This is a genomic window from Tannerella forsythia, assembly GCF_003860135.1.
Taxonomy (GTDB): domain Bacteria; phylum Bacteroidota; class Bacteroidia; order Bacteroidales; family Tannerellaceae; genus Tannerella; species Tannerella forsythia_A.
The window spans coordinates 1-24,380 of sequence record NZ_RQYN01000011.1; the positions used below are offsets into that span (position 1 = coordinate 1).

Sequence of the window (24,380 nt, forward strand, 5' to 3'; positions counted from 1 at the left end):
CGTCCAAATTGTCTTATAGGACTTTTCAAATTGTCTTATAGGACAATTTAAATTCTCTTATAAGACAATTTTTACCCTCCAATAAGTCTTGATTTTAACCCAGATTACGCAATAGAACAAAAAACAACTATAACTGCCTGATTAATAAAATATAATACATGTATTTTTCTAACGCGTAGCGTTAGAGATTTTTTCAAAAAAAACATTGGTTAAAAACATATATTTCAGTATATTATAAGTATGTTTGAAATTGGTTTTATATTAAAAAAATAACTCAATGCGGAATTTGGGTTTAAGTGTGTTACAAAGAGGCTTTTTGCCTCTTGAAACGACCGTTCCGGCATGTGGGAAAGATCGTTCTTCGCATACCGGAACAAGTCGGTCTGTTGCGTGCGGGACGTTGCCTCCGCCGGCGTTTTACTTAGCGTTGCTGATGTCGTCCTGTGCGGCAAAATCGAGTCGTTGCACCTCGAAGGCGTCGCGCATGGCCGTACTCTTCGTAAATTGCACGTTCACCTGCTTGATGAGCTTGGCACCCTGCTTTTTGGCTTCGGCCGCCGTAGCCATACCATCGGCCTTGATGGTAAGGCGGAACGAACCGAGATCGCCCAGACGAACGCTGTTGCCGCTTTCCAACGCATCGATGACCTCATACTGCAAGGCATCCAATACGGCTTTTACATCGGCACTCGACACGGTCGAACGTTTCTCTACGCGTTTAATGATCTGATTGATCGTCATAGGAGTAGCCGGAGCTATCTGCGGATAGTACTTTACCTCGCCGGTGAGCGGGTTCTTCTTTCCCTGAATCACGTATTTAATCATATCTTTTACGTTTTAAGGGTTCAACAATATCACAAAGTTATACTTTTTCTTTGTAACAAAAAGATTATGTGTGTTCTTTTCTTGAAAAATGTTCAAAAAAAGAGGTTCCGGCATGTCCCGAAACCTCTTTTGAGCATTTTTCCTGTATCTTCCTTTGTATCTTGCTCAAATCTTATTTTCCGCTACTGTAGACCTTATTGTTTTGGATGGATTTGCCGGCAAACAATTCGTCGAGCGTTACGATGCGATAGCCTTTGGCTTTGAGGTTGCGGATAACTTGCGGGATGGCCTCGACAGTCGTTTTATGGATGTCGTGCGCCAGAATAATGGCATTAGCCGATGCTTTCGACATTTCGGCTGCCACCTTTTCGGCATCGCGGTATTTCCAGTCGAGCGGGTCGATGTTCCAACCGATAATGGGACGATTGACGAGCATCAGTTTATCGTTCGTAAAGGCTCCGTACGGGAAGCGGAAATAGGTCGGCTTGCTGCCCGTAATCTCCTGAGTGATGTCGTCGGTGAGCGTTATTTGGCGGCGGGCTTCGTCGAGCGATATTTTGGCAAAATTCTTATGGTCATAGGAATGGTTGCCGATGTTGTGCCCCTCTTCGGCTATACGCCGCAGGGTTTGTTTCTGTACGGCAGCCGACTTGCCGAGTACGAAGAAGGTCGCTTTTACGTTCTCTTCCCTAAGGATGTCGAGTAGGCGGGAAGTATAGACCGACGGACCGTCGTCGAAGGTAAGGGCTACACAGGGAGCCTGCAAGTCTTGCTCCGCAGGGCTGGATTGCGGACGTGAAGGAGCTGCCGGAGCAACTGGAGCAAGGACTTCATCCGCCTGTTTCGATTGAGCAAAGAGCGCCGCAAACTTCCGATTCAGGTATTTACCGATGACCGATTGCGGTATCTTTATGGTAAATGAGCCCATCGCACCGCTGGCAATCTGATATTTGTCGAAGATAACGTACCACTCTTTGTTCTCGTCGAAAAAGAGAGCATCGTAATTCTCTTCGTTTGCTGTTGTGCCTTCGTCAATGCCGGGCAGCATATCCATCCACACCGTTTCACGCTCCTGCTGATTGGCAAAATCATCGCTTTCGTTCAGCTTTTGGCGAACGGCTTTTGCTGCCATCTCCCGCATATCCGTGGCAAAAGCCTCGAAGGATTCCGGACTCTCAAAAAGTTCGGCAGCCGATATGCGTTTCCCGTTTTTGAGGTCGAACATAGAGGCAATAAAGCTATCTTCGTAATTATTTCCCAAGGACTTGCTGCGGGTGTAAAGGAAGACTACCAGCTCGTCCGAACGATGTTTCACCTCAAAATGCTGATTGAAATCCGCCGCCGAAGTGGCATCGCTGCCGAAATTAGCAGCTTCGCTCTTGAACTCGTCGATAAAACGCTGCGAGAAATCACGCTCGTTTTCATTGATAAAGGCGTATTTCGTAAACGGGAACGATACGCTGAGGTGGCTTCTCTCAGGGTCGTTGCCGATTTTCAGCGTAAAGACCTGAATGTCTTCGTCGGAGTCGTTCAAGGTGAGTTCTTCGGTGAGGTCCGCTAACCGGGTAACTTCTGCGGTGTCTGCCATAGCGTTGTTGTCTACGGCAGCCTCTTTCGTCTGTCGCCCTCCGCATCCCATCAGAAAGATGTAAGCTACTGCTCCCAGGAGTAAAATTTTATTATTCTTCATAAGTTCGAATCTTTTTGAGGGCAAAGGTAAGAAAAAACGGACATTCCGCATCGGCGGATAAAAAGGATTGAGACATTGACTTCCATTTTAAATAGTTCTTTTCACAGGTATTGTAATCTTCTTAAAGAACAGCCACGTATCCACTTTCGTCAATCACCTTTCGTGCGGCGTCGTTCGAAAGGAACTCAAACATTCGATATGCCATCGATGATTTATCTGTGTCAGCGCGGATCGCAGCATAAACATGGGTGGTATAAGGGTATTTCCGCATCCGTATACTTTCGTGCGAAGGACGTGTACCATTAATTGCTACGGTCGGATACTGTGCCGGCTGCCGGACAATGCGATCGTAATAATAATAGACCGTGTATCCGATGCCGTTCGCGTCGGATAGAATCGAATGAAATGGGGATAGCATGGAACCACCAATCATCTCCGGCCATTTTTTCATCGTCAGACCCTTCATTACGAGGGTCTCCATTTTCTCCTGACTGCCCGAATTGGGATTACGCATATAAGGGTGAATATCCGCCTCCTTTCCTCCTGCCTCAGACCAGCGCGTGATATTTCCGGTGTAGATGTTTTGTATCTGTTCGGTCGTTAGAGTACGAACGGGATTCTCGGGGTTGACAATGAATACGAGTGCGTCGAGTGCAATGGGCTTCTCGATCAGCCGGACACCTTTTTGCTCGGCATACGTCTTTTCATCTCTCGAAATACTGCGTGAGGCGATGATCAGCTCCGTCTCTCCATCAATCAGACGGGTGAAGGCGCCGTGCGTTGTCGGGCATTGCAGCTTCTCTTCGAAAAAGCGTTGTTGTGCATCGGTTAGTTTGCCTCGAACAGGAGAGAGATGCCATGTTCCGTTCAGTGCAAGGTTCTGATACCATTTGTACTCGATATGCAACAGTTTACAAGCCAGCAGCGTCTGTAAAGGTTCGGTCGAAGTGGAACAACTCATTTTCGGAAAGTTATCGAGGGTCAGTCCCTCTAAGGTCAGCGACGGTTTTTCGTTGGGTTCCGTCTTGTCGCAACTGCTGAAAACAGCAAGGCATAATGCCATCAAAATCCAGTTTTTCATTGGTTCGTATTTTTATTAGTAAATGAATATTCTTCCTTGTCTCTGTTCTCTACGCAGTGCAATATTAGAAGGTATTTATCAGAATAACAAATTAATCTCTCTCTTTCGGCATATTTTTCACAAAAACCGGCATCCCGAAAGAAAAGAGCCTTATCTTTGCGCCATAAATAATGATATTTATGAATCGGAAAACTTACGACGCGACCTTTTCGCCATTCCGCAGTTTTACGCGCGAAGAATGGAAACAACTGGAGGAACATCCCCAGTTTCCGGTTGCCGATATGGATTTGACGCAGTTGCAAGCCTTGAACGAGCCGCTTACGATTGCCGAAGTCGAAGATATATACATGCCGCTGATTCGTCTGTTGCAGATTCATATTACACATTATCGTCACCTTCACAAAGAACGCGAGGATTTTTTTAAAAATCCCGGCCGTCAGGTGCCCTACATCATCGGGATTGCCGGAAGTGTGGCGGTCGGAAAAAGTACGACGGCTAAGGTTTTACAAAAACTGCTGTCTATGCTTCCTGAAAAGCCGGAGGTGGAGCTCGTCACCACCGACGGGTTTCTCTATTCCAATGCCGAACTCGAAAAGCGGGGACTGTTGCATAAAAAAGGATTCCCCGAAAGCTACGACGCCAAGAGGTTATTGGCATTTCTGGCCGGGGCAAAGTCGGGACGCGAAATACTCGAAGCGCCTGTTTATTCTCATCTTTATTACGATATTATCCCCGGACAAATACATTATATTCGAAAGCCCGATATCCTGATTATCGAGGGGATTAACGCGTTGCAGGTGACATTGAATACCCAACCGTGTCGGCGCGTCTTCGTATCCGATTTTTTCGACTATTCCATCTATGTCGATGCCAGTGAAAAAGATATCAGACAATGGTATATCGAGCGATTCAAGAAGTTGCAAACCTCTGCTTTCGCTAATCCCGACTCATATTTCCACCAGTATGCCTCGTACGATGAAGAGACCTTGATGCAACTTGCTGTCCGAGTCTGGGAAGAGATTAATCGCCCCAATCTTGAACAGCATATTCTTCCTACCCGTTTCCGTGCGGATTTGATTCTTGAAAAAGGTGAGCATCATTTTGTCCGAAACGTGCGAATCAGGAAGATTTGAAATCAACAATGTAAAGACTTACTTGACCGGACGATACGTGCAGGAAAAAGATTAGCCAGTCAGAAATTCTTTAAAAAAGCTTAAAAATGAGGTTCTCGTTTGCTGTGTTAATTATATGATTTAACTTTGCGATTAAATCTTGGAGTTAATATGAAATCGAAAGAAGAAAACATGGAGTACAAGATTCTGAAAGCAGCCGAAAAACTGTTTTTGGAACAAGGGTTTATCCGGACCAAGATGACGCAGATCGCCGAAGAAGCGGGATGCAACCAAGCATTGGTACATTACTATTATCGGACGAAAGAGCTTCTTTTCGAAAGAATATATGAGGAGAAGATCGAACAGATGCTCTCAAATCTGTTAATCACCACCTCGTCCGATGCTTCGTTTGAGGAAAAGATCCTGAACCTAATCAGTGTACATTTCGAGTTCTTGAAGCAGAATCCGCAGCTTCCCGCGTTCTCGCTCAATGAAGCGCTGAACAACTCATCAGAAAACATAACATTTCTGATCCGGAAATTCAAGAAAGCATTACAAACGGTTATTATCCCGATGGAAGCGGAGTTGCAGCAGGAAATCGAAAAAGGCAACATCCGCCCCATCTCGACGATCGACTTGCTGTTTACCGTCTTATCGTTGAATATCGCGCCATTTCTTATTGCGCCTATCTTCCGGAATGTATGGGAATTGTCGGAAGAAGAATTTCATGTGTTGCTCGACCGACGGAAAGAAGAAGTGTCGCGTACCATCTTGGCTCGTCTGAAGAACTAATCTGTTGAAGGATTGATCCGAACTTCGGTTCTTATGGTCAGTCCTTTTATTATAGATATGAATTAACTGATTAATTAAATAAATGAATTAATATGACGGGTAGGAAAAAAAAGATGATCATGGTTATCCTGATACTGATGAATGGCCTTGCCGGTTTCGCTCAGGTAACGATCGAAGAATGCCAACGACGGGCACAGGAGCATTATCCGCTAGTCAGGCAGTACGTACAGATTGAAGAGGCAGAAGCTTACCGGCTGGCTAATGCAGGGAAAGGTTATCTACCCCAGATGAGGCTTTCGGGTAGCGCTTCGTATAGGTCGGATGTCACGCGTCTCCCGATTGATGTGTCTCAATGGGGGATACCGGGAATAGACATACCAACACTTAGCAAAGATCAGTATGGCTTGTCGTTCGATATGGTGCAAATGCTTTGGGATGGAGGCGAGATAAAGTCGGGGAAAGAGCGCGTACGCACGGCGGCCCAAGTGGAGAAAGGGCATGTGGGCGTCGGACTTTATGCGTTGTATAAACAGGTGAACCGCGTTTTCTTCGGAATCTTGCTGGCGGATGCCGGCTTACAACAAAACAAGTTATTGCAGGAAGAACTGGCGCAAAACTATCAACGCGTACAGGCTTGTGTACAGCATGGCATAGCCGAAGAAACAGATCTTCATGTCGTGCGTGTGGAGCAACTGAAAGCGGAACAGCACGCTACGGAGCTTACCCGCGCTCGCACAGCCTGTATCGCCATCTTGGCGAATCTGACCGGAATGGCTATAAATGAAACGACAGATTTTGTCAGGCCGGTAGCAAATCCCCCTCTTACTCTTTCTGTGAACCGTCCCGAACTGTCATTATATGACGCGCAAATCAGAAATTACGAAGCGGAAAATTCTCACATTACAGCCGAACTATTCCCTAAATTCGCGCTGTTTGCGACAGGAGGATACGGAAAACCCGGACTGAATATGCTGGAGAATACATTCGCTCCCTATTACATCGTCGGTATGAAATTCGAATGGAACATCGGCCATTTTTATACGTTGAAGAATCGTCGAAAGCTGATCCACAACCGTATCGGGCAAACAGCGTTACAACGTGAGCTGTTCCTGTTCAACACCCGGTTGGACATGATCCGGGAAAACAAAGAGGTGGAACGGTATACCGAACAATTGAAATACGACGACGGAATCATTCGCCTGAAGACGGCGATTCGGAAGGCTTCGGAAGTCAAAATGACCAATGGTATCTTGTCCGCCAGGGAGCTGATGAGAGACCTGCATGCCGAACAGATGGCCATACAGGATAAAATTCGCCATGAGATCGCCTACTTGCAAGCACTCTACGACCTCAAATTTACCATCGGATATACGAACGAATAATCATTTAATCATAGATTTATGCAGGCAAACAAATCTTTAATCATTGCAATGGCCCTGATCGTCGCAGCTTGTGGAAACAAAGACGGAGACTGCGATGCCTCAGGCATATTCGAAGCGACCGAAGTCCTGATCTCGGCCAGAGAGACCGGAGAATTGTTACAGTTAACGGTTCGGGAAGGAGAAAGCGTGAAGGCACATGAGCCGCTTGGGCTGATCGACACGACGCGGTTACATCTGCAAAAATTGCAACTCTCGGCCGGTCTGATGGCTATCGAAAGCCGACGATACGATATTTCCCGTCAGATCGCCTCACTCAGGCAGCAGATTGCTACACAAAAGAAGGAGTATCAACGATACGCGAGCTTAGTTGAAGCACAGGCTGCCGCTCCAAAGATACTCGACGATATCAGTGCGCAAATCGCCGTGCTCGAAAAGCAATTAGCGGCTCAGGAAGACGCGCTGGCCAACGGTAACCGAAGTATCGCGGGCGAAAGTATGGGGCTGCGGGCACAGATCGCGCAGATCGACGACCGGATTGGAAAAAGCATCGTATCCAGCCCGATAGACGGTATCGTGCTGTGTCGCTACGCCGAACCCGGAGAACTCGCCGTACAGGGACGACCGCTTCTGAAAATCGGCGACCTTGAAAATCTGATGCTGCGGGCTTACCTCACGGCCGATCTACTCACGCGACTTCGTGTCGGACAAAAAGTAAGCGTGTACGCTGATTGGGGTACTTCGGAACGGAAAGAATATGCCGGAACAGTTGTCTGGATTTCCGACAAGGCCGAATTTACACCGAAAACGATTCGTACGAGGGACGAACGCACCAATTTAGTGTATGCCGTAAAAGTAGCAGTTCGGAACGATGGATATATTAAACGGGGAATGTACGGTGAAATTCGCATCGATACGGATGAGAGCATACATTCTGAAATAAAAGCCGGATTATGAGAGCCGTCTCCGTACATCATCTCGGTAAAAAATACGGTCGCGTAACGGCATTGCACGATGTGAGTTTCGAGGTGGAGCCGGGTGAAATTTACGGTATCATCGGTCCCGACGGAGCCGGCAAGACTACTCTTTTCCGTATCTTGGCGACGCTCCTGCTTCCCGACAACGGAAATGCCATCGTCGGAGGATACGATGTCGTAAAGAAATACCGTGCCGTACGTCGCATCATCGGTTATATGCCCGGACGGTTCTCACTCTATCACGATCTTACGGTCGAAGAGAACCTGAACTTTTTCGCTACCGTCTTCCATACGACGGTACGGGCAAACTATCACCTGATCGCGGACATCTACCGACAGATCGAGCCTTTCAAAAAACGGCGAGTCGGTAAGCTGTCAGGCGGCATGAAACAGAAGCTGGCATTGAGTTGCGCCTTAATACACAAGCCGGATATATTGCTGCTCGACGAACCCACGACGGGCGTAGATCCTGTTTCGCGTAAAGAATTCTGGGAGATGCTTTTCAGGCTCAAAGCACAAGGTATCGCCATTCTCGTCTCCACACCTTACATGGATGAAGCGAAGCGTTGCGACCGGATTGCCCTGATACAGGAAGGACGTTTTCTGCGGGTAGACACTCCCGAAGGCATCGTGGCCGGATACCCGCACACGCTGTTTGCTCTTCGTTCATCGAAAGGGATGTATCGCCTGCTGAACGAGCTACGGGCGTATCGTGGAGTGCTGTCGGCTTTCTCGTTCGGAGAGAATTGCCATGTCACGTTGCGGACAGACCGTAGACCGGACGAACTGCTGCATTACCTGAATGAGAGAGGATACGCGGATATTGAAATGACTCCGATCTGTCCTTCGGTTGAAGACTGTTTTATGGATATACTTGGCGAAAAAGGGGAATCATGAAAAAAGAAGTGATGATAGCCGAAGCGCTAACGAAACAATTCGGGACGTTTACAGCCGTCGATCGTATCTCGTTCACCGTCGGCGAAGGAGAGATTTTCGGTTTTCTGGGTGCGAACGGCGCGGGCAAGACAACGGCGATGCGGATGTTGTGCGGGCTGAGTCGTCCGACATCGGGACGAGGCTTCGTCGCCGGGTTTGATATTTGCAAGCAAGCCGAAGAGGTAAAACGACACATCGGCTATATGAGCCAGCGATTTTCGTTGTACGAAGACTTGAAAGTGTGGGAAAACTTGCGGCTATTCGGCGGTATCTACGGAATGAAAGACCGCGAAATTACAGCGAAAACGGAGAGTCTCCTGCACGAACTGGGTTTTGAGAGCGAACGCAACACACTTGTCAAAGCCTTACCTTTAGGGTGGAAGCAAAAACTTTCTTTTTCTGTGGCCGTTTTTCACGAGCCGAAAGTCGTCTTCCTCGACGAACCGACGGGAGGGGTCGATCCCATTACCCGTCGCCGTTTCTGGGAATTGATTTATCAGGCGGCGGCAAAGGCTATCACGGTTTTCGTGACGACTCACTACATGGATGAAGCCGAATATTGCGATCGAGTGTCGATCATGGTGGACGGGAAAATCAGGGTGCTGGACAGCCCGAAAAATCTGAAAAAACAATTTGATGCCTCGACGATGGACGAAGTCTTCCGTCGGCTGGCACGCGAAGCAACACGGAAAGGAGATGGATAAAGCGATGAGACAGTTTCTATCATTTGTAAAAAAAGAATGGTATCATATTATCCGAGACAGACGGACAGTGCTTATTCTGCTCGGGATTCCCGTCATGCAGATTCTGCTATTCGGCTTTGCCATCACCACGGAAGTAAAAAACGCACGCCTTGCCGTGTTCGATCCTTCGCGCGACGAGATGACACAACACATCAAGAGCCGCTTTCAGGCAAGCGAGCATTTTATCCTTACGGAAGAACTGATCTTCCCGCACGAAATAAACGATGTATTTACCCGTGGAACGGCCGACTTAGTGCTTATCTTCGGCGAAAGGTTTGCCGAAAACCTGCGTCATACGGGCGAAGCCTCCGTACAACTGATCATAGACGGCGCCGAGCCTAATCAGGCCTCGATGATGAGCGGTTATGCTCAACAAATACTTTATATGTACCAACAGGAACTGGCCGGAGAATATTTACCTCTCTGCCGAATTACGCCGCAGGTGAAGATGCTCTATAACCCGCAGGGTAAAAGTGTCTTTTACTTTGTACCGGGAATCATGGGGATGATTTTGACACTGATCTGCGGGATGATGACGTCCATTGCCATCGTTCGGGAAAAGGAAACAGGAACGATGGAACTGTTACTCGCTTCACCGATGAAGCCCGCGTATATTATTTTAGCCAAAATTGTGCCTTATTTCGTACTGTCGGTATTGAATCTCGCCACTATTTTGATACTGTCATTCTCCGTATTGCACGTACCGATAGCCGGAAATTTGATCTTGCTGACTGCTGTTTCGTTGCTATTTATTTTCCTTGCTCTATCGGTAGGGCTGTTTGTTTCCTGCCTTGTCGACAATCAAACAGCAGCGATGCTGGCCTCGGGTATGGGAATGATGATGCCTGTTATGTTGCTTTCGGGTATGATCTTTCCCGTGTCCAGTATGCCCGACGTGTTACAGTGGATCTCGGCCGCCGTGCCTGCCCGCTGGTACATTCAGGCCGTAAAGAAAATTATGATACAAGGCGTCGGACTGCGCTTTGTACTGAAGGAAATCATCATTCTAACGGCTATGGCTTCGGTCTTCGTCGTTTTAAGCTTAAAACAATTTAAAACCCGCCTGAACTGAGAATATCATGTTGAAATATTTGATTGAGAAAGAATATAAGCAGTTTTTCCGGAATCCTTTTCTCCCGAAATTGATTCTTGTGATGCCTCTGACGGTGATTCTGATTATGCCATGGGCTGCCAATCAGGAGATCAAAGACATCAGACTGGCAGTGGTAGATAACGACCGAAGCTCTGTTTCGCAAAAGTTAATGGCCAAAGCAACAGCCTCCGGCTACTTTAAACTGGCAGATGTTCCGTCGACGTATTCGACAGCGATGAATGGCATCGAGTCGGGTGAGACGGATATGATCTTGGAAATTCCTTCAGGATTTGAAAAGAAGATCATCTGTGAAGGATATGGTGACGCGATGATTTCGGCTAATGCCGTCAATGGAACACAAGGGAGTTTGGGGGCTTTCTACCTGACAAACATACTGAATGACTATTCGACCGAACTAAGAGAGAAATATGGTACGCAGACGGACATCACGCTTCTACCCGTCGAAACATTCGATGTCGTGACACGATATCGCTTCAATCCTCGTCTGGACTACAAGGTCTTTATGGTGCCGGCGCTGATGGTCATGCTGCTGACGATGCTCACCGGCTTTCTTCCTGCATTAAATATTGTCGGAGAAAAAGAGGCGGGTACCATCGAGCAACTCAATGTTTCTCCTGTCAGACGGACGGTTTTTGTGGCGGCTAAGCTGATTCCTTACTGGATGATCGGCTTCTTTGTCTTGTCGCTCTGCATGGCATTGGCCGTATGGGTATACGGCATTTTTCCGGCAGGCAATTTGTTGACGATTTATGTTTTTGCGACGATCTATATTGCGGTCGTGTCGGGAATAGGGCTTGTGATTTCAAACTATTCCGAGACGATGCAACAAGCCATGTTCGTAATGTATTTCTTTATGATGGTGCTTATTCTGATGAGCGGTCTGTTTACTCCCATTGCTTCCATGCCGCCGTGGGCGCAAATGATTGCGGCGTTCAATCCGTTGAAATACTTTGTCGCAGTAATGCGGGCAGTCTACCTGAAAGGCAGTTCATTTACCGAACTGATACAACCGTTTTTCGTTCTGTGCGGCTTCGCAACCGTTTTCAACATCTGGGCTATCCGAAGCTATAAAAAGAACAGCTGAAAAGAGCTATTGATTTGTTGTTATATCCATTTATGTGTCAATGTATATACCTGCCGGATTTCCCAGCAGGCATCATTCTTTCATTTCTTCGATTGTTCGGAGGAGCAGGCCGGTTTGTTCCCGTACTGATGGTGTTTGGGGCAGTCCCTTCTTGATGCGCAGGCCGTTTTCGAGGACTTCGAGAATGAGCTTCCGTGTCCTCATATCTCCGCTGAGGTAAGGTTTTTCCTCTCGAAACGGATGCAGGGCTTTCTCAACCAGTATTGCATCGTCGAGCGACATGGCCCATTCGTAGCCCCGGCGGAGGAGGGCAGCCTGCTCCGGATTGCTGTCTTCTTTAAAAGGATAATATATCAGGTAGCCTATCAACTGTGGCAGATACTTTGCCATCCGATGACGAATGACGACCGGAAGCAAGCCGATCAGCTGATCGGCCGTAAGTTCTTCGGGTCCGGCTTGCATGAGGAAGCGTTTGGCACGTTCGGGTGCGGTTTGGGCGATGCCGTTCAGCGCCGCGTTTCGGACTGAGGCCGAATGCGTCTCCAAACCCTTTTCGAAGAGGGGCAGATAGCGTTTGTCGCGCGTACCGGCCAGCGTCCACATCGCGGCCGACCTGACGAGGTTCTTCGGATCGGACCGTGCGATTTTGGCTACGGCGTCCAGCTCCTTCCGGCTGAGCTGCTCGACCGGAAGTTCCGACAGCGCTTTAATTCGCAGATGATAACAGGGGTCATGCGCGGCGGCAAGCAGGAGGTGTTTATCGGCATGCTCTACGGCAAAGGCAAGAGCTTGGTATCTGCTTTTAAAGTCCTTTGCATAACGGTACTGGAAGCGGTATTCTGCGGAGCTTTTCCCGTTTCTTTCCTCCTTCAGGATGATTCCTCTCGGATCGATGTCGGTGAGCGAAGGCTGCTCCCCGGTAGCGAAAGTGAAGATGTTTTCTTTCCTTGCCGATACCCATACACTGTGGCGCTGGCGCCGGTGGCCGTGGTAGAGGTCTATTTCGAGCGGAAACTCGAAGAGGAGGCTGCTGTCCTGCATCTGACGGATGTGCAGGGAAAGGCTTCGGTTTTCGGCATCGTATCGGGTCGATGCTTCTACTACAGGATGCCCGTTGCCGAAAAACCACTGATTGAAAAACCGACTGAGGTCTTTCCCGCTCAGCTCCTCGAAAGCGAGGCGGAGGTCGTGGGCTTCGGCGGTGCCGAACTCGTGCCGGCGGAGAAAAAGCCCGACCGACTCGAAAAAGGCTTCGTCGCCCAAATAATTGCGGAGCATGTGCAGCACAGCTCCCGCTTTGTTGTAGGAAACCTTGTCGAACATATCCTCCCGGTCTTCGTAGCCGAAGCGTACGGCTTGTTTGTTGAAATCTTCCGGACGAATAAGATATTCATATACTCTTTCCATGAGATGAAAATCGGCATCATCACGTCCGTGCTTGTGTTCGATCCATAGATATTCGGCATAGTTGGCAAAGGCTTCGTTGACGATGAGATTTGCCCAGCTCTCGGCCGTTACCAGATTGCCGAACCAGTGGTGAGCCGCTTCGTGGGCGATGACAAACTCCCAATAATTGTTGTCGGCCAACACATCGGCTTTTTGCATAGCCGATTCGGAATGAACTACGGCGGTGGTATTTTCCATGCCACCGGCGACGAAATCGCGAACCACGATTTGAGCGTACTTCTCCCACGGGAAGTCGTAGCGGAAGGTCTGCGAGAAAAACTCGATTATCTGCGAGGTAAGGCCGAAGACCTCTTTAGCGAGGGCTTCGCCATCTTTTTCCACGTAATAGTCGATGGGCACCTTGCCCCGCCAAGGGGTGTCGCTGACGACGGAAAACTCGCCCGCCGCCACGAAAAAGAGATAGGGAGCGTGCGGATGTTTCATCGTCCAATGGTCGGTACGGGTGCCGTCATCGTGTTGTTCGGAGGCTTGCAGCAAGCCGTTCGAGAGGGTACGGTAACGGTCGGGCACGGTGATGTAAATCTCCTGCGTGCTTTTCTGGTTGGGCTTATCGATGGTCGGAAACCAGCAGGAGGCATACTCTGTCTGTCCTTGCGTCCAGACCTGCGTGGGGCGTTCGGGATCGTCTCCGTCGGGGTCGATAAAATAAAGCCCTTTAGTGTCGACAAAGCTGCGTTTGCCTTTGTCGGCGACCTCTTCGGGTTGTGCCGTGTAGCGGATGTAAACGGTATACTCTTCGTCGCGGCGGTAGGTTCTGTCGAGCTGAATTTCCAGCGAGTCGTTCCGGTACAAATAGTGGAGCGGTTTCGGTTCGCCCTCCTGAACAATACCCACCTCGTGTATCCGCATTGCTTTGGCATCGAGCGTCAGGCGGTCGGTGGGATAGAAGTGCGGAGCAGCCGTGATCCGGGCTTCGCCGTCCATCGTCCGCTTGCTGAAATCGAACCCGACTTTCAGACACGTATGTATCAGCCGGGTCTGCTTTTCGGGCGTATGCCGGTAAAGGTCGCTTCTACCCGAAGTCTCGGTTTGTGCCACCAACGACAACCCGAATAGAAACAAGAGAAAGCATGCAAAACTTTTTTTCATGTTACAAAGGTAGTAAAATAGTAGATACGTGATGAAAAAGGTGTTGGGCGTTAGGGTAGATACACAATGACTTTTGTAAGTAAGCGAGGACAAAGCCGAATTTATTTGGGCTATGCCGAGCGTGAGCAAATTGTTAGGATAAAATTGCACCTCTACGGGATTTATGAAAAAAGGATTACCTTTGTTTTTTGGGAAAACAGAAAGTGAAACAACGATGAGATTCGATACACACCATACAGGCAATACAAAAATTGCAGAAATTCATTCGGACGGTTTAATAATCGGCAATATCGAGGATGCATTAAACGTATTGGGCGATGCCTATTATCAGGGATACGATGGGATAATACTCTACGAAAGAAATATAACTCCCGATTTTTTCGACCTCAAAACAAGGATAGCGGGCGAGATTCTTCAAAAATTCTCGAATTACCGGATGCGGCTTGTCATTATCGGTGATTTTTCAAAGTACAAAAGCCAAAGCTTAACAAACTTCATTTCTGAAAGTAACAAAGGTAAACAAGTAAACTTTGTAGCTTCTTTATCGGAAGCTTTAGGTCGATTAAGGTATTAATGTATCCAATGTAAAAGCATTATGTGCAAGGATTATAGACGCATAGCAATTTCTTGTAGTAAAAGGACATAAACCGCAAATTTTGCTATGGAAAAAAGATTACCTTTGTTTTATGGAAATAAAAAATAAAGAAAACATCAAACGTTGCGATTGGGCAACAAGGCATCCGGCAGAACAAGCCTACCACGACAAACAATGGGGAATTCCTGTTTACGACGACAGAGAGTTGTTCAAGATGTTGATATTGGAAGGTATGCAGGCGGGGCTAAGCTGGGTAACCGTGCTAAACAAAATGGAGGCGTTTTGCGAAGCCTTCGACGATTTTCGTCCTGAGATTGTCGTCAATTATGACGAGCAAAAAGAAACTGAACTGATGCAAAACGAAGGAATTATTCGCAATCGCTTAAAAATAAAATCAGTTTCGGTCAATGCAAAGGCATACTTCAGGGTCTGTGAGGAGTTCGGTTCGTTCGGCAATTATCTGTGGGGATTTGTCAATCACCGACCCATTGTCAATTCGTGGAAGGAAATAGATGAAGTGCCGGCAAAAACGGAGCTTTCGGACAAGATAAGCAAGGATTTGAAGAAAAGAGGTTTTAAGTTTGTAGGTTCGACCATTGTATATGCCTTTATGCAAGCCGTCGGAATGGTCAACGACCATCTGATCGACTGTGATTTTCGCAACATATAAAAAGGGAAAATAAACAGATTCTATGAAACTCGATGAGATAATAAAATACTGTCAGGACAATTTAGAAGGAATAATTGTTGTGGACAGTTGGGGAGAAAGAGGGATATTCTATAACCCCGACAATAAACTTAAACGAGGTATCTATATGCTGACAATCAAAGAAAAAGATGGTGATAATGATGCCGGTTCTAATTTGAATAGAGAAGGTGTTTTTCGTCTGAACATTGGTCTTAGAAGAAGTACTTTTATCCATTTATTTGGCAAAGTACCCAAGCGTCCGGCCAAAGGCTGTACAGTAACAATGGAATATGACTTTGCCGAAATTGATAAAATCATACCTCATCCCATTTATGCGTGGATGTCTTGGATATGTTGTCTAAACCCGGGAGCAAAAACCTTTGAACAATTAAAACCATTTATACAAGAAGCATACGAGTACGCAAAAGAAAAATATGCCAAAAAGAAGGTATGAGATTAATAAAAGCATTTTGCTTTCCTTACTGAAACACACAACAAAACAACGATATATGAGCATAATATGAGGAGCATAAATAAAGCAGATACGTAATTCATTGTGTATATACTCGATCTATGTGAAAAAGATTACCTTTGTTTTATGGAAAATAAAATGCAAAAGTTTATCAACCACATACAATCAACCGTTCCCGACCGCCGGATAGAGAAATCGGATTTGGAGGAGTTTTGCATATCTAAATCTCTGAAGAAAGGCGATCTACTGCTGTCAATGGGAACTGTTTGCAGACATTATTATTATGTAAATCGTGGTGTGTTAAAAGTTTATTATTTCAATGATGCGGCTGAAGAACGCACCGGTTGGATAGCATTCGAGGACTATTTTTTTAGCGAATTGGAGAGCTTTACGCGTGGGACGCCTTCGCGATATGAGATTGTCGCCACCGAAGCCACCGAAATTCTGCAAATCCATAAAAATCATATAGATTTACTGATTGAAAGACACGATTGGTTTTCTAAATTCCTGTTCTATAATCAACAAGAAACGATTCTGAATTTGACAAAAGTAATAGAACTGTTCCAGAACCACTCCGTCAAAGACCGCTACGAAGAACTTTTCAAATACCCCGATTTCATCAAGAAAGTAAAGCAAAAAGACCTTGCTTCGATGCTCGGAATGAGTAAATATTCGATTAGTAGAGTGAAGTCTCACAAATAAACTTGCCTTTTCGCAACTTTTTTATTATTAGAAACTTTTACTTTTGCATTCTAATTTTAAAGTGAATATATGGAAAGCAAAAGTATTTATTATGAGGGTTACAGCCTCTCGCCTTTGGATGTCTTCGAATGGATAAAAAACGGGGCGTTTGAATATATAAAAGCTAAAAACGAACTGGGAGAAACTCTCTTTGAAGAGTGTAGAGTGATTTTCGAGAAGCGTTTTGCCGTTAATTTCCCCAAAGTAGAATCACTCATAAAGAATGATTTGGATCGTGGACATGTTTCGTTTGTACTTTTGGTCGCTTCGCTCTATGAAGCCTTTTTAGAAATCGGATTTTCCGACAAAACCGCCCTGCTGTGGACAGAAGAGAGCATCAACGCTCCCACCTATTCTTTCGTGGCTGAGGGAACGGAACAAATGCTCGACACTGCCTCGAATCCCTTCGAAGCATTGGTAGCATCTTCAAAAATGAGGGAACAAAGCTACTTTGGCGACAGTTTTGACTTTGAACGCCCCATTGATGATGATTTCGGCTATGTTTTACACATCAAAAAGTGCCTTTTTCATGAAACCTTAAAACATCTCAACAAAACGGAACTTCAGCCCCTCATTTGCCGAATCGATTTGGGCTGGATCAACGGCATAAAACCCCCAAAGCATGGCTTACGATTTGTTCGCCCCGTTACCTTCGCTTCCGGAACTACCTGCCAAATGTGGTTTGTGAAAGAAGATTTGACCATACCCAACATAGTCCAATGAATTTGGCTCTGCGATATATTTTTAAGGAAAATGAATCATCAAGATAGAAAAAATAAGATTTTAAAAATAGGTAGAGTAAACGCATAAGAAGATGAAAATGGTTTGTTTTTCAATTATTTGTCCTTAATAAAGTTGATGACTTGTTTTCTGTAAGTTTTTTACTTATTTTATCTTTGTGGTTTGGAAAAATAAAATATGTTTTTCTGAAAACATTTCTTCGTTTACCTAATAGTATTCCTTTGCATAACACTATTGCTATCTCTGACAATTTGGCGGTAAAAGATTATGTTTTCTAATATTTTTCTTCGTGCATTGAACGAAGACACAACGAAGACACAACGAAGACATAACGAAGACGTAACGAAGAGTAATTAAGATGACAAAAAGTCATATATTACTTCTCTTTTTACTTCAACAATGTGTAACCCTAAAAGATATTCTTTCTATCTCCATTGGTATACCTGTATAATATATAAAAAGCTCGATACCATTAATCTAAAATAATAATTATTCCCCAGGATGTTTCTACTAAGTCATTTTTTCAAACATATCATGATTTTCGTTTGTTTTTGCTACCCCCGGAAAACGAACAAAGGTTCTACGATTACTCGTAAAACCTTTGACTTCCATCTGTTTATATTTAGAGCGGCAAACGAGACTCGAACTCGCGACCCTCAGCTTGGGAAGCTGATGCTCTACCAACTGAGCTACTGCCGCACGATTAAACTTGCAAGTGCAAAAGTACATCATTCTTTTCATTTTTTGTATTTTTGGCGAAAAAAAAAATCGGATGGAGAAATTGATATTAGTCAAGGTAGGGGGAAAGGTCGTTGAAGAGGAAACTTCACTGAACCGACTACTTGCTGATTTTTCGAACATTGATGGTTTAAAATTACTTGTTCACGGTGGTGGCCGAATGGCAACGGAAATAGCTGGACAATTAGGGATAGAAAGCCAAATGATCGAAGGGAGACGTATTACGGATGCCACGATGCTTAAAATCGTAACTATGGTGTACGCCGGATGGATCAATAAAACCATAGTGGCACGCTTACAGGCCTTAGGCATTGATGCTATCGGGCTTACGGGAGCAGATATGGACATGATACGTTCAATTAAACGGCCAATCGAGCAGATGGATTACGGTTTTGTCGGCGACGTAAAAAATATCCGCCTCGATATGCTACACATATTGCTTATGCAAAAGATGGTACCCGTCATTGCACCGATTACCCACGATATGAACGGACAACTGCTTAACACAAATGCCGACACAATCGCTTTCGAACTGGCTAAATCTCTGGTCAGCCGGTTCGACGTGACTTTAATTTACTGTTTTGAGAAAGATGGTGTCTTATGCAAAAAGAACGATGAAGAGAGTGTGATTCCGTTGATTGACAGGTCTTTATTTAATGCATACAAAGAAAATGGGGTCATTCAAGGAGGGATGATTCCCAAGTTGGAGAACGCCTTTAAAGCCGTCGATGCCGGAGTGAAAGAAGTGATTATTACAAAAGCCACAGCACTGGGTAAAAACGGTGGAACAAGGATTAATTAGGCCCATTCTCTAAATAAAAAACGATTCCATCTATCCATGCGATTATTGGTATCTTTGATCTTGAAAAATAGCAAAATACAAAAATATATCCTCTATCATTACCATGGATAAATATACACCTTATAACCGCAATCGAGACAAATATGAAGAATAGACTTATGCTCTTGTAGAACAAAACCATGTTAAGAAAAAAATAAATCATAGAATGTATCAATGATATGCTGAAAAACACAGGCAAAGTGATACACTCAAGACATCGATCAATTAATAGTACGACTCATGGTTTCACGTAAATAGGATTCTCCCTATATTGATCCGGCAGCCAAATCTTATTATAGCGTTTTGTTGAGAGTCGGCTTACGCATTTATGAGCATCAGACTGCATTTATACATGCGAAGACGATGGTCGCTGATGATTATTTATCGATAATCGGATCGGCGAACATGGATTTTCGCAGCTTTGAGATGAATTTCGAAATTAATTGTTACTTGTATGATTCCGACTTGGCGATTCAGAATAAAAACATTTTTCTTAAAGACTTGGAAGCTTGTAAAGAGATCGAGTTAAATACGTGGAAAAAAACGTCCTTGGTGGAAAAAAACTATGGAGTCAATCATACGACTTTTCGCACCGCTCATGTAGAAAGAACATTCACAAACTTAAAATGCTTAATTTATCCAATAGAAACATGAATATTGAAGACTTACGCGAGTTTTCCCTGTTGCAGAAAGGAGCTGAAGAATGGGTTCTTTCTGAGATAAGATATTTTAAAGAATACTTGCGCATGGCAGTTGCACGCGTAAAGAAAAACGCTTACCTTTGCCTCGAAGTTGTAATGATTTCAATTTAGTATTATATAAAACAAATTAATTATGGAACCAATTATTAATTCACAAATCCCTGAATTTAAAGTTCAGGCATTCCACAATGGAGAGTTTAAAACCGTATCGAACAAAGACCTCGAAGGTAAATGGGCTGTTTTCTTTTTCTATCCGGCCGACTTTACGTTCGTTTGTCCTACTGAATTAGTCGATATGGCAGAGAATTACGATAAATTCAAAGCGATGGGAGTAGAGATTTATTCCGTGAGTGCCGATACGCACTTCGTACATAAAGCATGGCACGACGCTTCCGAAAGCATCCGTCAAATCCAATACCCCATGCTGGCAGACCCGACAGGATTCCTTTCGCGCGCTTTCGGTGTGATGATCGAAGAATCCGGTATGGCTTATCGCGGAACATTCGTTGTAAATCCTGAAGGTAAGATTAAGGTGGCTGAAATCCACGATACCGGTATCGGACGTAATGCCGACGAGCTGATTCGCAAAGTAGAAGCCGCACAATTCGTCGCTCAAAACGACGGAGAAGTATGTCCGGCAAAATGGAAAAAAGGAGCTTCTACCCTTAAACCCAGCATTGATTTAGTGGGCAAAATTTAAGTTGTAAACTTGTTGCTCTACTCAATCAACTTAGGACAAAAGAGAGAAAAAAGCAAAGAGTAAACAAACTGAAGATATGTTTTAATTTGTAAAAAGGTTGTCTGTGGCACACACAAGGCAGCCTTTTGTTCTTTTACTCTTTCTTTTCAGCAGATTTATTTCATCTTTGCTCGTTAAGACAAGCGGATATTATCCCTTATTTTGGCGATTTTATCGAACAAAATCACCAGAAATAGGGAGAAAAGACAATCGTTCTTATGGAAAAATCAACTACCTTTGTCATCAAAAAAAGGAAAAGTGTATGGAGAAATTACTCTTCTCGGAGAAAATGAAGCTGGCTGACCTTATCTCGGTCAATCATAATCTTATACTTATGTTGCCTCGTTTTGGCATTCCCCTTGGATTTGGAGACAGAAGTGTGGAAGAAATATGTCACATGAACAATGTGCCGGTCGATTTCTTCTTGCTCGTATGCAATGTTTACGCTTTTGACTCTTATCTTCCTAAACGAGAAAAGATCGAGTCTACCGATATGCGTCTGCTTGTCCCATATCTGCTTGCTTCGCATCATTATTATATGTATGAACATCTGCCTCAGATCGAACATCATCTCTTGAAAGTGATCGATGAGGTAAACCCTAAGTACGGAGATGTACTCAAACGATTTTTTACCGACTATAAAAATGAAGTTGAAGAGCATTTCAAATACGAAGAACAGACGGTTTTTCCTCATATCGAGACGCTTCTATCGGGCAAAAGTCATGGGGCTTATCATATCCGTGATTTTGCAGAGGCACATAGCAATATAGAAGATAAATTGAGTGACTTAACGCAGATTATTTTCAAATATTTGCCGGGCAATGCTTCTCCCAAAAAATCGATTGAGCTGGTATTCGATATTTTTCAATTATCCACCGATCTAAACAAACATACACTGATTGAAGATAAAATTCTCGTTCCTTATGTAGAAATGCTCGAAAGAAAAAAGAAATGAGTCGTAAAGAAAAAATATTGATTGTCGAACCCTCATTCATCGTAACCGAAGGCCTTACACGCATATTGAAAGACCTTTCTGATTTCGAAATACTTCCTCCTCTTGAAGATATGGACGATTTCAGAGAACGTTTGGCCGCAGTTCGCCCGGATATTCTTCTGATCAACCCTACCATACTTCCCTATACTAAAAGACCTGCTGTCTTTAGTCTCCTGCAAGACTATCCTCAAATGACGGTCGTCGCCCTTGTCTATCAATACATCGACAGTGCTGTTTTGCACTCATTTCACGGAATCCTTGAGATTCGCGAGGTACGCGAGCGCATTGCCGATATACTTACCGAAGCCCAGACTTCCGCATCCACCCACAAACTTCCGATGGATGCAACGAATTACGAACTTACCAAACGTGAAACAGATGTTCTTGTGCTTGTCGCTAAAGGATTGATGAGCAAAGAGATCGCAGACCGACTACACATATCCGTACATACCGTAATTTCCCATCGTAAAAATATCACCCGCAAAACCAATATCAAATCCGTAGCCGGGTTGGCTATGTATGCCCTAATGAATAACCTCGTCGAAGAAGATTCCATGTAATTAGAGCTTACAAGATTTCTTGCCTGCAATAACCGGGTGAATTAACTCATCTCTGTATTTGTTCGTTGATCGTGTTGTGGAATGTATCTTTCTGTTACGGTATCCGCAATTTTATTTTTGATCAGACGGCAGATAGGAATCGTTGTGGCCTGCTGATTCTCCTCAACATCGGCCGTCATTACATTATTTTTTCTGCGCATCCTTTTATTTATAGAGTGTTGCAAAAGTTCTCTTGCCGGCGACGAAGAAGAATGGGAGAGGAGGGACCCATAACTGAAAAAAAAACGTACCTTTGTGGTCAAATTTTTTAAAAAAGAAGATTGTTTATGGAATGGCTGAATGAATTGTTGTGGGGCGAGGGAATCGCCCATTCCGTGATGTTGTTATCAATAGTGATTGTAGGTGGAATTTTATTGGGAAAGGTAAAAATCGGCGGTATTTCGTTGGGAATTACGTTCGTGTTGTTTGTCGGTATCTTTCTGGGGCATTTCGGCTTTTCGATCCATCCGGAGATTCTACATTTCTTCAAAGAGTTCGGGCTGATTCTATTCGTCTATTCGGTGGGAATGCAAGTAGGACCCGGCTTTTTTTCGTCGTTCAAAAAAGGAGGGATAACGCTCAATATGTTGGCCGCGGGTGTGGTGTTTTTAGGAGTGGCGACGACACTGATTATTCATTATATAACGGGTATTCCGATGGAGACGATGGTCGGAATTCTTTCCGGTGCGGTAACGAACACGCCCGGACTGGGTGCGGCGCAACAAGCCTATTCCGATATACACGGCGAACCTGCGCCGACAATAGCCCTTGGCTATGCGGTAGCTTATCCGTTAGGAGTGGTGGGGATTATCTTGGCCATTTTGTGTATCCGTTTTCTTTTCAGGATTGATTTGGGAAAAGAATCAGATCGTTTGAAAGCTGAGGATAATAAGCATGAAAGTGAGGCGTCTCCTGTTTCGTTACTTGTGAAAAATCCTGCGGTGTTCGGAAAAACGGTCGGCGAGTTGTCGGCACTTGTGGGAGACCGCGAGTTTGTGCTTTCGCGTATTTGGTACAACAGCAGCAAACAGATGGAGATTGTATCGGCCGATACGGTGTTAAACGAAAATGATAAAGTTCTTGTTATCACGACCGAAAATGATGCGGAGACGATCAAGACGTTCATCGGCGAAGAAATTCAGATGGACCGTAAGGAATGGATAAGTCTGGAAAGTCAGCTCGTCAACCGACGTATTCTGGTTACGAAATCGGCAGTAAACGGCAAGCAGCTCGGAGAATTGAAACTGCGTAAATCGTATGGTATCAACATCACGCGAATCAGCCGTGCCGGGGTTGATCTGGTGGCAACGCCTCATCTGGTGTTGCAAGTGGGCGACCGGGTAAATGTTGTTGGAACGGAAGCTTCGATTGCAGCCGTCGAAAAAGTGTTGGGCAACTCGATGAAGCGACTGAACGAACCGAATTTGATTTCGATCTTTCTGGGTATCGCGATCGGAGTTTTTCTGGGAAGTATTCCGATTACTTTCCCCGGCATTCCCCAGCCAGTGAAACTGGGTCTGGCCGGTGGGCCGCTGATTGTCGCTATTCTGGTGAGTCGTTTCGGATATAAATATAAACTGGTAACGTACACCACAACCAGTGCCAACCTGATGTTGCGCGAAATCGGTATCACCATATTTTTGGCTTGTGTCGGCATCGGCGCTGGAAAAGGCTTTGTGGATACGATTATCAACGGCGGCGGACTTTTGTGGATTGGCTATGGGTTTATCATAACGATCTTGCCTTTGATGATAATCGGTACGATCGGGCGGTATTTCTACCAAGTGAATTATTTTACGCTGATGGGATTGCTTGCGGGAAGCACGACCGATCCTCCCGCACTCGCCTACTCGAACGCAACCGCCGGTAATGATGCTCCGGCAGTAGGATATGCGACGGTCTATCCGTTGACCATGTTTTTGCGTGTACTCACGGCACAATTGATGATTTTATTCTTTGCCTGAGGAAAAATCAGTTCTGATCATATAAAGAGGGCGATGTGTCATAAGGGGCAAACTGTTTCGTCGTTTTTGCGGAATGCGAGCTCGGCCATATACGTCATCAGTATGCTTCCTTCGCCCTCAGCTTTAAAGCTCCAAATTTCATTACGTTTGGGCCCATTTACTTTTGCGGTATTCAGTTATGCTACTATTGCCTTCCTTGTGGTTAAATCTGATCGACTGTAACTGAAACCGTTATTTTCTATATACACGGAATAGTCATTGACAATTAAATAATCAAT

The 24,380-nt window shown here is 45.1% G+C and carries 23 protein-coding genes, 1 tRNA gene and 1 pseudogene; 19 read left to right on the forward strand and 6 right to left on the reverse strand.

The genetic code is table 11. The annotated features are described in order from the left end of the window. Positions 1 to 417: 417 nt before the first annotated feature. From EII41_RS04450 to EII41_RS04460, 3 genes are all read right to left on the reverse strand, one after another. Positions 418 to 825: an HU family DNA-binding protein gene (locus EII41_RS04450; RefSeq protein WP_124789592.1), complete on the reverse strand. Its 408-nt coding sequence runs from the start codon at positions 823 to 825 to the stop codon at positions 418 to 420. A gap of 172 nt (positions 826 to 997) precedes the next feature. Further along, on the reverse strand, positions 998 to 2,515 hold the full coding sequence (locus tag EII41_RS04455; RefSeq protein WP_260425479.1) for a polysaccharide deacetylase family protein: 1,518 nt from the start codon (positions 2,513 to 2,515) through the stop codon (positions 998 to 1,000). 121 nt (positions 2,516 to 2,636) lie between these two features. Then, on the reverse strand, positions 2,637 to 3,596 hold the full coding sequence (locus tag EII41_RS04460) for a PstS family phosphate ABC transporter substrate-binding protein (RefSeq protein ID WP_124789593.1): 960 nt from the start codon (positions 3,594 to 3,596) through the stop codon (positions 2,637 to 2,639). Between the two features lie 179 nt (positions 3,597 to 3,775). On the opposite strand from EII41_RS04460, the gene coaA reads away from it, so the two are divergent. The 7 genes and pseudogenes from coaA (at position 3,776) to EII41_RS04500 (ending at position 11,733) form a co-directional block, all read left to right on the forward strand. After that, the gene (gene coaA, locus EII41_RS04465) at positions 3,776 to 4,729 is read left to right on the forward strand and encodes a type I pantothenate kinase (RefSeq protein ID WP_124750563.1); all 954 of its coding nucleotides are present in this window, start codon (positions 3,776 to 3,778) and stop codon (positions 4,727 to 4,729) included. 150 nt (positions 4,730 to 4,879) lie between these two features. Further along, a complete protein-coding gene (locus tag EII41_RS04470; RefSeq protein WP_124789594.1) occupies positions 4,880 to 5,500 on the forward strand; it encodes a TetR/AcrR family transcriptional regulator in 621 nt (206 codons plus the stop codon). Positions 5,501 to 5,613: 113 nt separating this feature from the next. After that, complete coding sequence (locus tag EII41_RS04475; protein WP_260425480.1) at positions 5,614 to 6,882, forward strand: TolC family protein; 1,269 nt, start codon at positions 5,614 to 5,616, stop codon at positions 6,880 to 6,882. A gap of 18 nt (positions 6,883 to 6,900) precedes the next feature. Further along, the gene (locus tag EII41_RS04480) at positions 6,901 to 7,836 is read left to right on the forward strand and encodes an HlyD family secretion protein (protein WP_124789595.1); all 936 of its coding nucleotides are present in this window, start codon (positions 6,901 to 6,903) and stop codon (positions 7,834 to 7,836) included. Then, positions 7,833 to 9,496: pseudogene (locus tag EII41_RS14725) on the forward strand (ATP-binding cassette domain-containing protein). The gene EII41_RS04480 and the pseudogene EII41_RS14725 overlap by 4 nt, the downstream one beginning before the upstream one ends. Before the next feature lie 4 nt (positions 9,497 to 9,500). Then, complete coding sequence (locus EII41_RS04495; protein WP_124789636.1) at positions 9,501 to 10,607, forward strand: ABC transporter permease; 1,107 nt, start codon at positions 9,501 to 9,503, stop codon at positions 10,605 to 10,607. Positions 10,608 to 10,614: 7 nt separating this feature from the next. Then, a complete protein-coding gene (locus tag EII41_RS04500; protein WP_124750568.1) occupies positions 10,615 to 11,733 on the forward strand; it encodes an ABC transporter permease in 1,119 nt (372 codons plus the stop codon). Between the two features lie 72 nt (positions 11,734 to 11,805). On the opposite strand, the gene EII41_RS04505 is transcribed toward EII41_RS04500, so the two are convergent. Beyond that, complete coding sequence (locus EII41_RS04505; RefSeq protein WP_124789598.1) at positions 11,806 to 14,289, reverse strand: M1 family aminopeptidase; 2,484 nt, start codon at positions 14,287 to 14,289, stop codon at positions 11,806 to 11,808. Positions 14,290 to 14,452: 163 nt separating this feature from the next. On the opposite strand from EII41_RS04505, the gene EII41_RS04510 reads away from it, so the two are divergent. The 5 genes from EII41_RS04510 (at position 14,453) to EII41_RS04530 (ending at position 17,508) form a co-directional block, all read left to right on the forward strand. Next, positions 14,453 to 14,863, forward strand: a complete 411-nt coding sequence (locus EII41_RS04510; protein WP_260425481.1) for a DUF4180 domain-containing protein — start codon at positions 14,453 to 14,455, stop codon at positions 14,861 to 14,863. Positions 14,864 to 14,975: 112 nt separating this feature from the next. Beyond that, positions 14,976 to 15,554, forward strand: a complete 579-nt coding sequence (locus tag EII41_RS04515; protein ID WP_124789599.1) for a DNA-3-methyladenine glycosylase I — start codon at positions 14,976 to 14,978, stop codon at positions 15,552 to 15,554. Positions 15,555 to 15,576: 22 nt separating this feature from the next. Next, entirely contained in the window at positions 15,577 to 16,026 is a 450-nt protein-coding gene (locus tag EII41_RS04520) for a DUF6194 family protein (RefSeq protein ID WP_124789600.1), read from the forward strand. A gap of 144 nt (positions 16,027 to 16,170) precedes the next feature. Then, complete coding sequence (locus EII41_RS04525) at positions 16,171 to 16,746, forward strand: Crp/Fnr family transcriptional regulator (protein ID WP_221620699.1); 576 nt, start codon at positions 16,171 to 16,173, stop codon at positions 16,744 to 16,746. Between the two features lie 69 nt (positions 16,747 to 16,815). Continuing rightward, positions 16,816 to 17,508: an L-2-amino-thiazoline-4-carboxylic acid hydrolase gene (locus EII41_RS04530; protein ID WP_124789601.1), complete on the forward strand. Its 693-nt coding sequence runs from the start codon at positions 16,816 to 16,818 to the stop codon at positions 17,506 to 17,508. A 644-nt stretch (positions 17,509 to 18,152) separates the two neighbouring features. Here the strand turns inward: EII41_RS04530 and EII41_RS04535 are convergent. Then, a tRNA-Gly gene (locus EII41_RS04535) sits at positions 18,153 to 18,225 on the reverse strand. A gap of 73 nt (positions 18,226 to 18,298) precedes the next feature. On the opposite strand from EII41_RS04535, the gene argB reads away from it, so the two are divergent. The 6 genes from argB (at position 18,299) to EII41_RS04560 (ending at position 22,099) form a co-directional block, all read left to right on the forward strand. Beyond that, the gene (gene argB / locus EII41_RS04540) at positions 18,299 to 19,066 is read left to right on the forward strand and encodes an acetylglutamate kinase (protein ID WP_124789602.1); all 768 of its coding nucleotides are present in this window, start codon (positions 18,299 to 18,301) and stop codon (positions 19,064 to 19,066) included. A gap of 309 nt (positions 19,067 to 19,375) precedes the next feature. Continuing rightward, positions 19,376 to 19,759 carry a phospholipase D-like domain-containing protein gene (locus EII41_RS14730; RefSeq protein ID WP_124789638.1) on the forward strand — a complete coding sequence of 128 codons (384 nt, stop codon included), beginning with the start codon at positions 19,376 to 19,378 and terminating at the stop codon, positions 19,757 to 19,759. Next, complete coding sequence (locus EII41_RS14100) at positions 19,756 to 19,917, forward strand: hypothetical protein (protein WP_185711827.1); 162 nt, start codon at positions 19,756 to 19,758, stop codon at positions 19,915 to 19,917. Before EII41_RS14730 ends, EII41_RS14100 begins: the two co-directional genes overlap by 4 nt. Positions 19,918 to 19,939: 22 nt before the next feature. After that, on the forward strand, positions 19,940 to 20,506 hold the full coding sequence (ahpC, locus tag EII41_RS04550; protein ID WP_124789603.1) for an alkyl hydroperoxide reductase subunit C: 567 nt from the start codon (positions 19,940 to 19,942) through the stop codon (positions 20,504 to 20,506). A 301-nt stretch (positions 20,507 to 20,807) separates the two neighbouring features. Further along, complete coding sequence (locus EII41_RS04555) at positions 20,808 to 21,500, forward strand: hemerythrin domain-containing protein (protein WP_124789604.1); 693 nt, start codon at positions 20,808 to 20,810, stop codon at positions 21,498 to 21,500. Beyond that, positions 21,497 to 22,099 carry a response regulator transcription factor gene (locus tag EII41_RS04560; RefSeq protein ID WP_124750577.1) on the forward strand — a complete coding sequence of 201 codons (603 nt, stop codon included), beginning with the start codon at positions 21,497 to 21,499 and terminating at the stop codon, positions 22,097 to 22,099. The genes EII41_RS04555 and EII41_RS04560 overlap by 4 nt, the downstream gene beginning before the upstream one ends. Positions 22,100 to 22,140: 41 nt before the next feature. Here EII41_RS04560 and EII41_RS14105 read toward each other — a convergent pair whose 3' ends face one another. Next, the gene (locus tag EII41_RS14105) at positions 22,141 to 22,299 is read right to left on the reverse strand and encodes a hypothetical protein (RefSeq protein WP_185711828.1); all 159 of its coding nucleotides are present in this window, start codon (positions 22,297 to 22,299) and stop codon (positions 22,141 to 22,143) included. A 126-nt stretch (positions 22,300 to 22,425) separates the two neighbouring features. On the opposite strand from EII41_RS14105, the gene EII41_RS04565 reads away from it, so the two are divergent. Further along, positions 22,426 to 24,102, forward strand: a complete 1,677-nt coding sequence (locus EII41_RS04565; RefSeq protein ID WP_124789605.1) for a putative transporter — start codon at positions 22,426 to 22,428, stop codon at positions 24,100 to 24,102. Positions 24,103 to 24,380: the final 278 nt, after the last annotated feature.

Bases quoted from the DNA above. Each gene is read 5' to 3' on its own strand.
- EII41_RS04510 (WP_260425481.1), top strand. From the start codon at position 14,453: ATGAAAAAAGGATTACCTTTGTTTTTTGGGAAAACAGAAAGTGAAACA.
- EII41_RS04495 (WP_124789636.1), top strand. From the start codon at position 9,501: ATGAGACAGTTTCTATCATTTGTAAAAAAAGAATGGTATCATATTATC.
- EII41_RS14105 (WP_185711828.1), bottom strand. From the start codon at position 22,299: ATGCGCAGAAAAAATAATGTAATGACGGCCGATGTTGAGGAGAATCAG.
- ahpC (WP_124789603.1), top strand. From the start codon at position 19,940: ATGGAACCAATTATTAATTCACAAATCCCTGAATTTAAAGTTCAGGCA.
- EII41_RS04470 (WP_124789594.1), top strand. From the start codon at position 4,880: ATGAAATCGAAAGAAGAAAACATGGAGTACAAGATTCTGAAAGCAGCC.
- EII41_RS04520 (WP_124789600.1), top strand. From the start codon at position 15,577: ATGAAACTCGATGAGATAATAAAATACTGTCAGGACAATTTAGAAGGA.
- EII41_RS04555 (WP_124789604.1), top strand. From the start codon at position 20,808: ATGGAGAAATTACTCTTCTCGGAGAAAATGAAGCTGGCTGACCTTATC.
- EII41_RS04500 (WP_124750568.1), top strand. From the start codon at position 10,615: ATGTTGAAATATTTGATTGAGAAAGAATATAAGCAGTTTTTCCGGAAT.
- EII41_RS04450 (WP_124789592.1), bottom strand. From the start codon at position 825: ATGATTAAATACGTGATTCAGGGAAAGAAGAACCCGCTCACCGGCGAG.
- EII41_RS04525 (WP_221620699.1), top strand. From the start codon at position 16,171: ATGGAAAATAAAATGCAAAAGTTTATCAACCACATACAATCAACCGTT.
- EII41_RS04505 (WP_124789598.1), bottom strand. From the start codon at position 14,289: ATGAAAAAAAGTTTTGCATGCTTTCTCTTGTTTCTATTCGGGTTGTCG.
- EII41_RS04515 (WP_124789599.1), top strand. From the start codon at position 14,976: ATGGAAATAAAAAATAAAGAAAACATCAAACGTTGCGATTGGGCAACA.
- EII41_RS04560 (WP_124750577.1), top strand. From the start codon at position 21,497: ATGAGTCGTAAAGAAAAAATATTGATTGTCGAACCCTCATTCATCGTA.
- EII41_RS04480 (WP_124789595.1), top strand. From the start codon at position 6,901: ATGCAGGCAAACAAATCTTTAATCATTGCAATGGCCCTGATCGTCGCA.
- EII41_RS04460 (WP_124789593.1), bottom strand. From the start codon at position 3,596: ATGAAAAACTGGATTTTGATGGCATTATGCCTTGCTGTTTTCAGCAGT.
- EII41_RS04530 (WP_124789601.1), top strand. From the start codon at position 16,816: ATGGAAAGCAAAAGTATTTATTATGAGGGTTACAGCCTCTCGCCTTTG.
- EII41_RS04475 (WP_260425480.1), top strand. From the start codon at position 5,614: ATGATCATGGTTATCCTGATACTGATGAATGGCCTTGCCGGTTTCGCT.
- EII41_RS14100 (WP_185711827.1), top strand. From the start codon at position 19,756: ATGAATATTGAAGACTTACGCGAGTTTTCCCTGTTGCAGAAAGGAGCT.
- EII41_RS04455 (WP_260425479.1), bottom strand. From the start codon at position 2,515: ATGAAGAATAATAAAATTTTACTCCTGGGAGCAGTAGCTTACATCTTT.
- argB (WP_124789602.1), top strand. From the start codon at position 18,299: ATGGAGAAATTGATATTAGTCAAGGTAGGGGGAAAGGTCGTTGAAGAG.
- coaA (WP_124750563.1), top strand. From the start codon at position 3,776: ATGAATCGGAAAACTTACGACGCGACCTTTTCGCCATTCCGCAGTTTT.
- EII41_RS04565 (WP_124789605.1), top strand. From the start codon at position 22,426: ATGGAATGGCTGAATGAATTGTTGTGGGGCGAGGGAATCGCCCATTCC.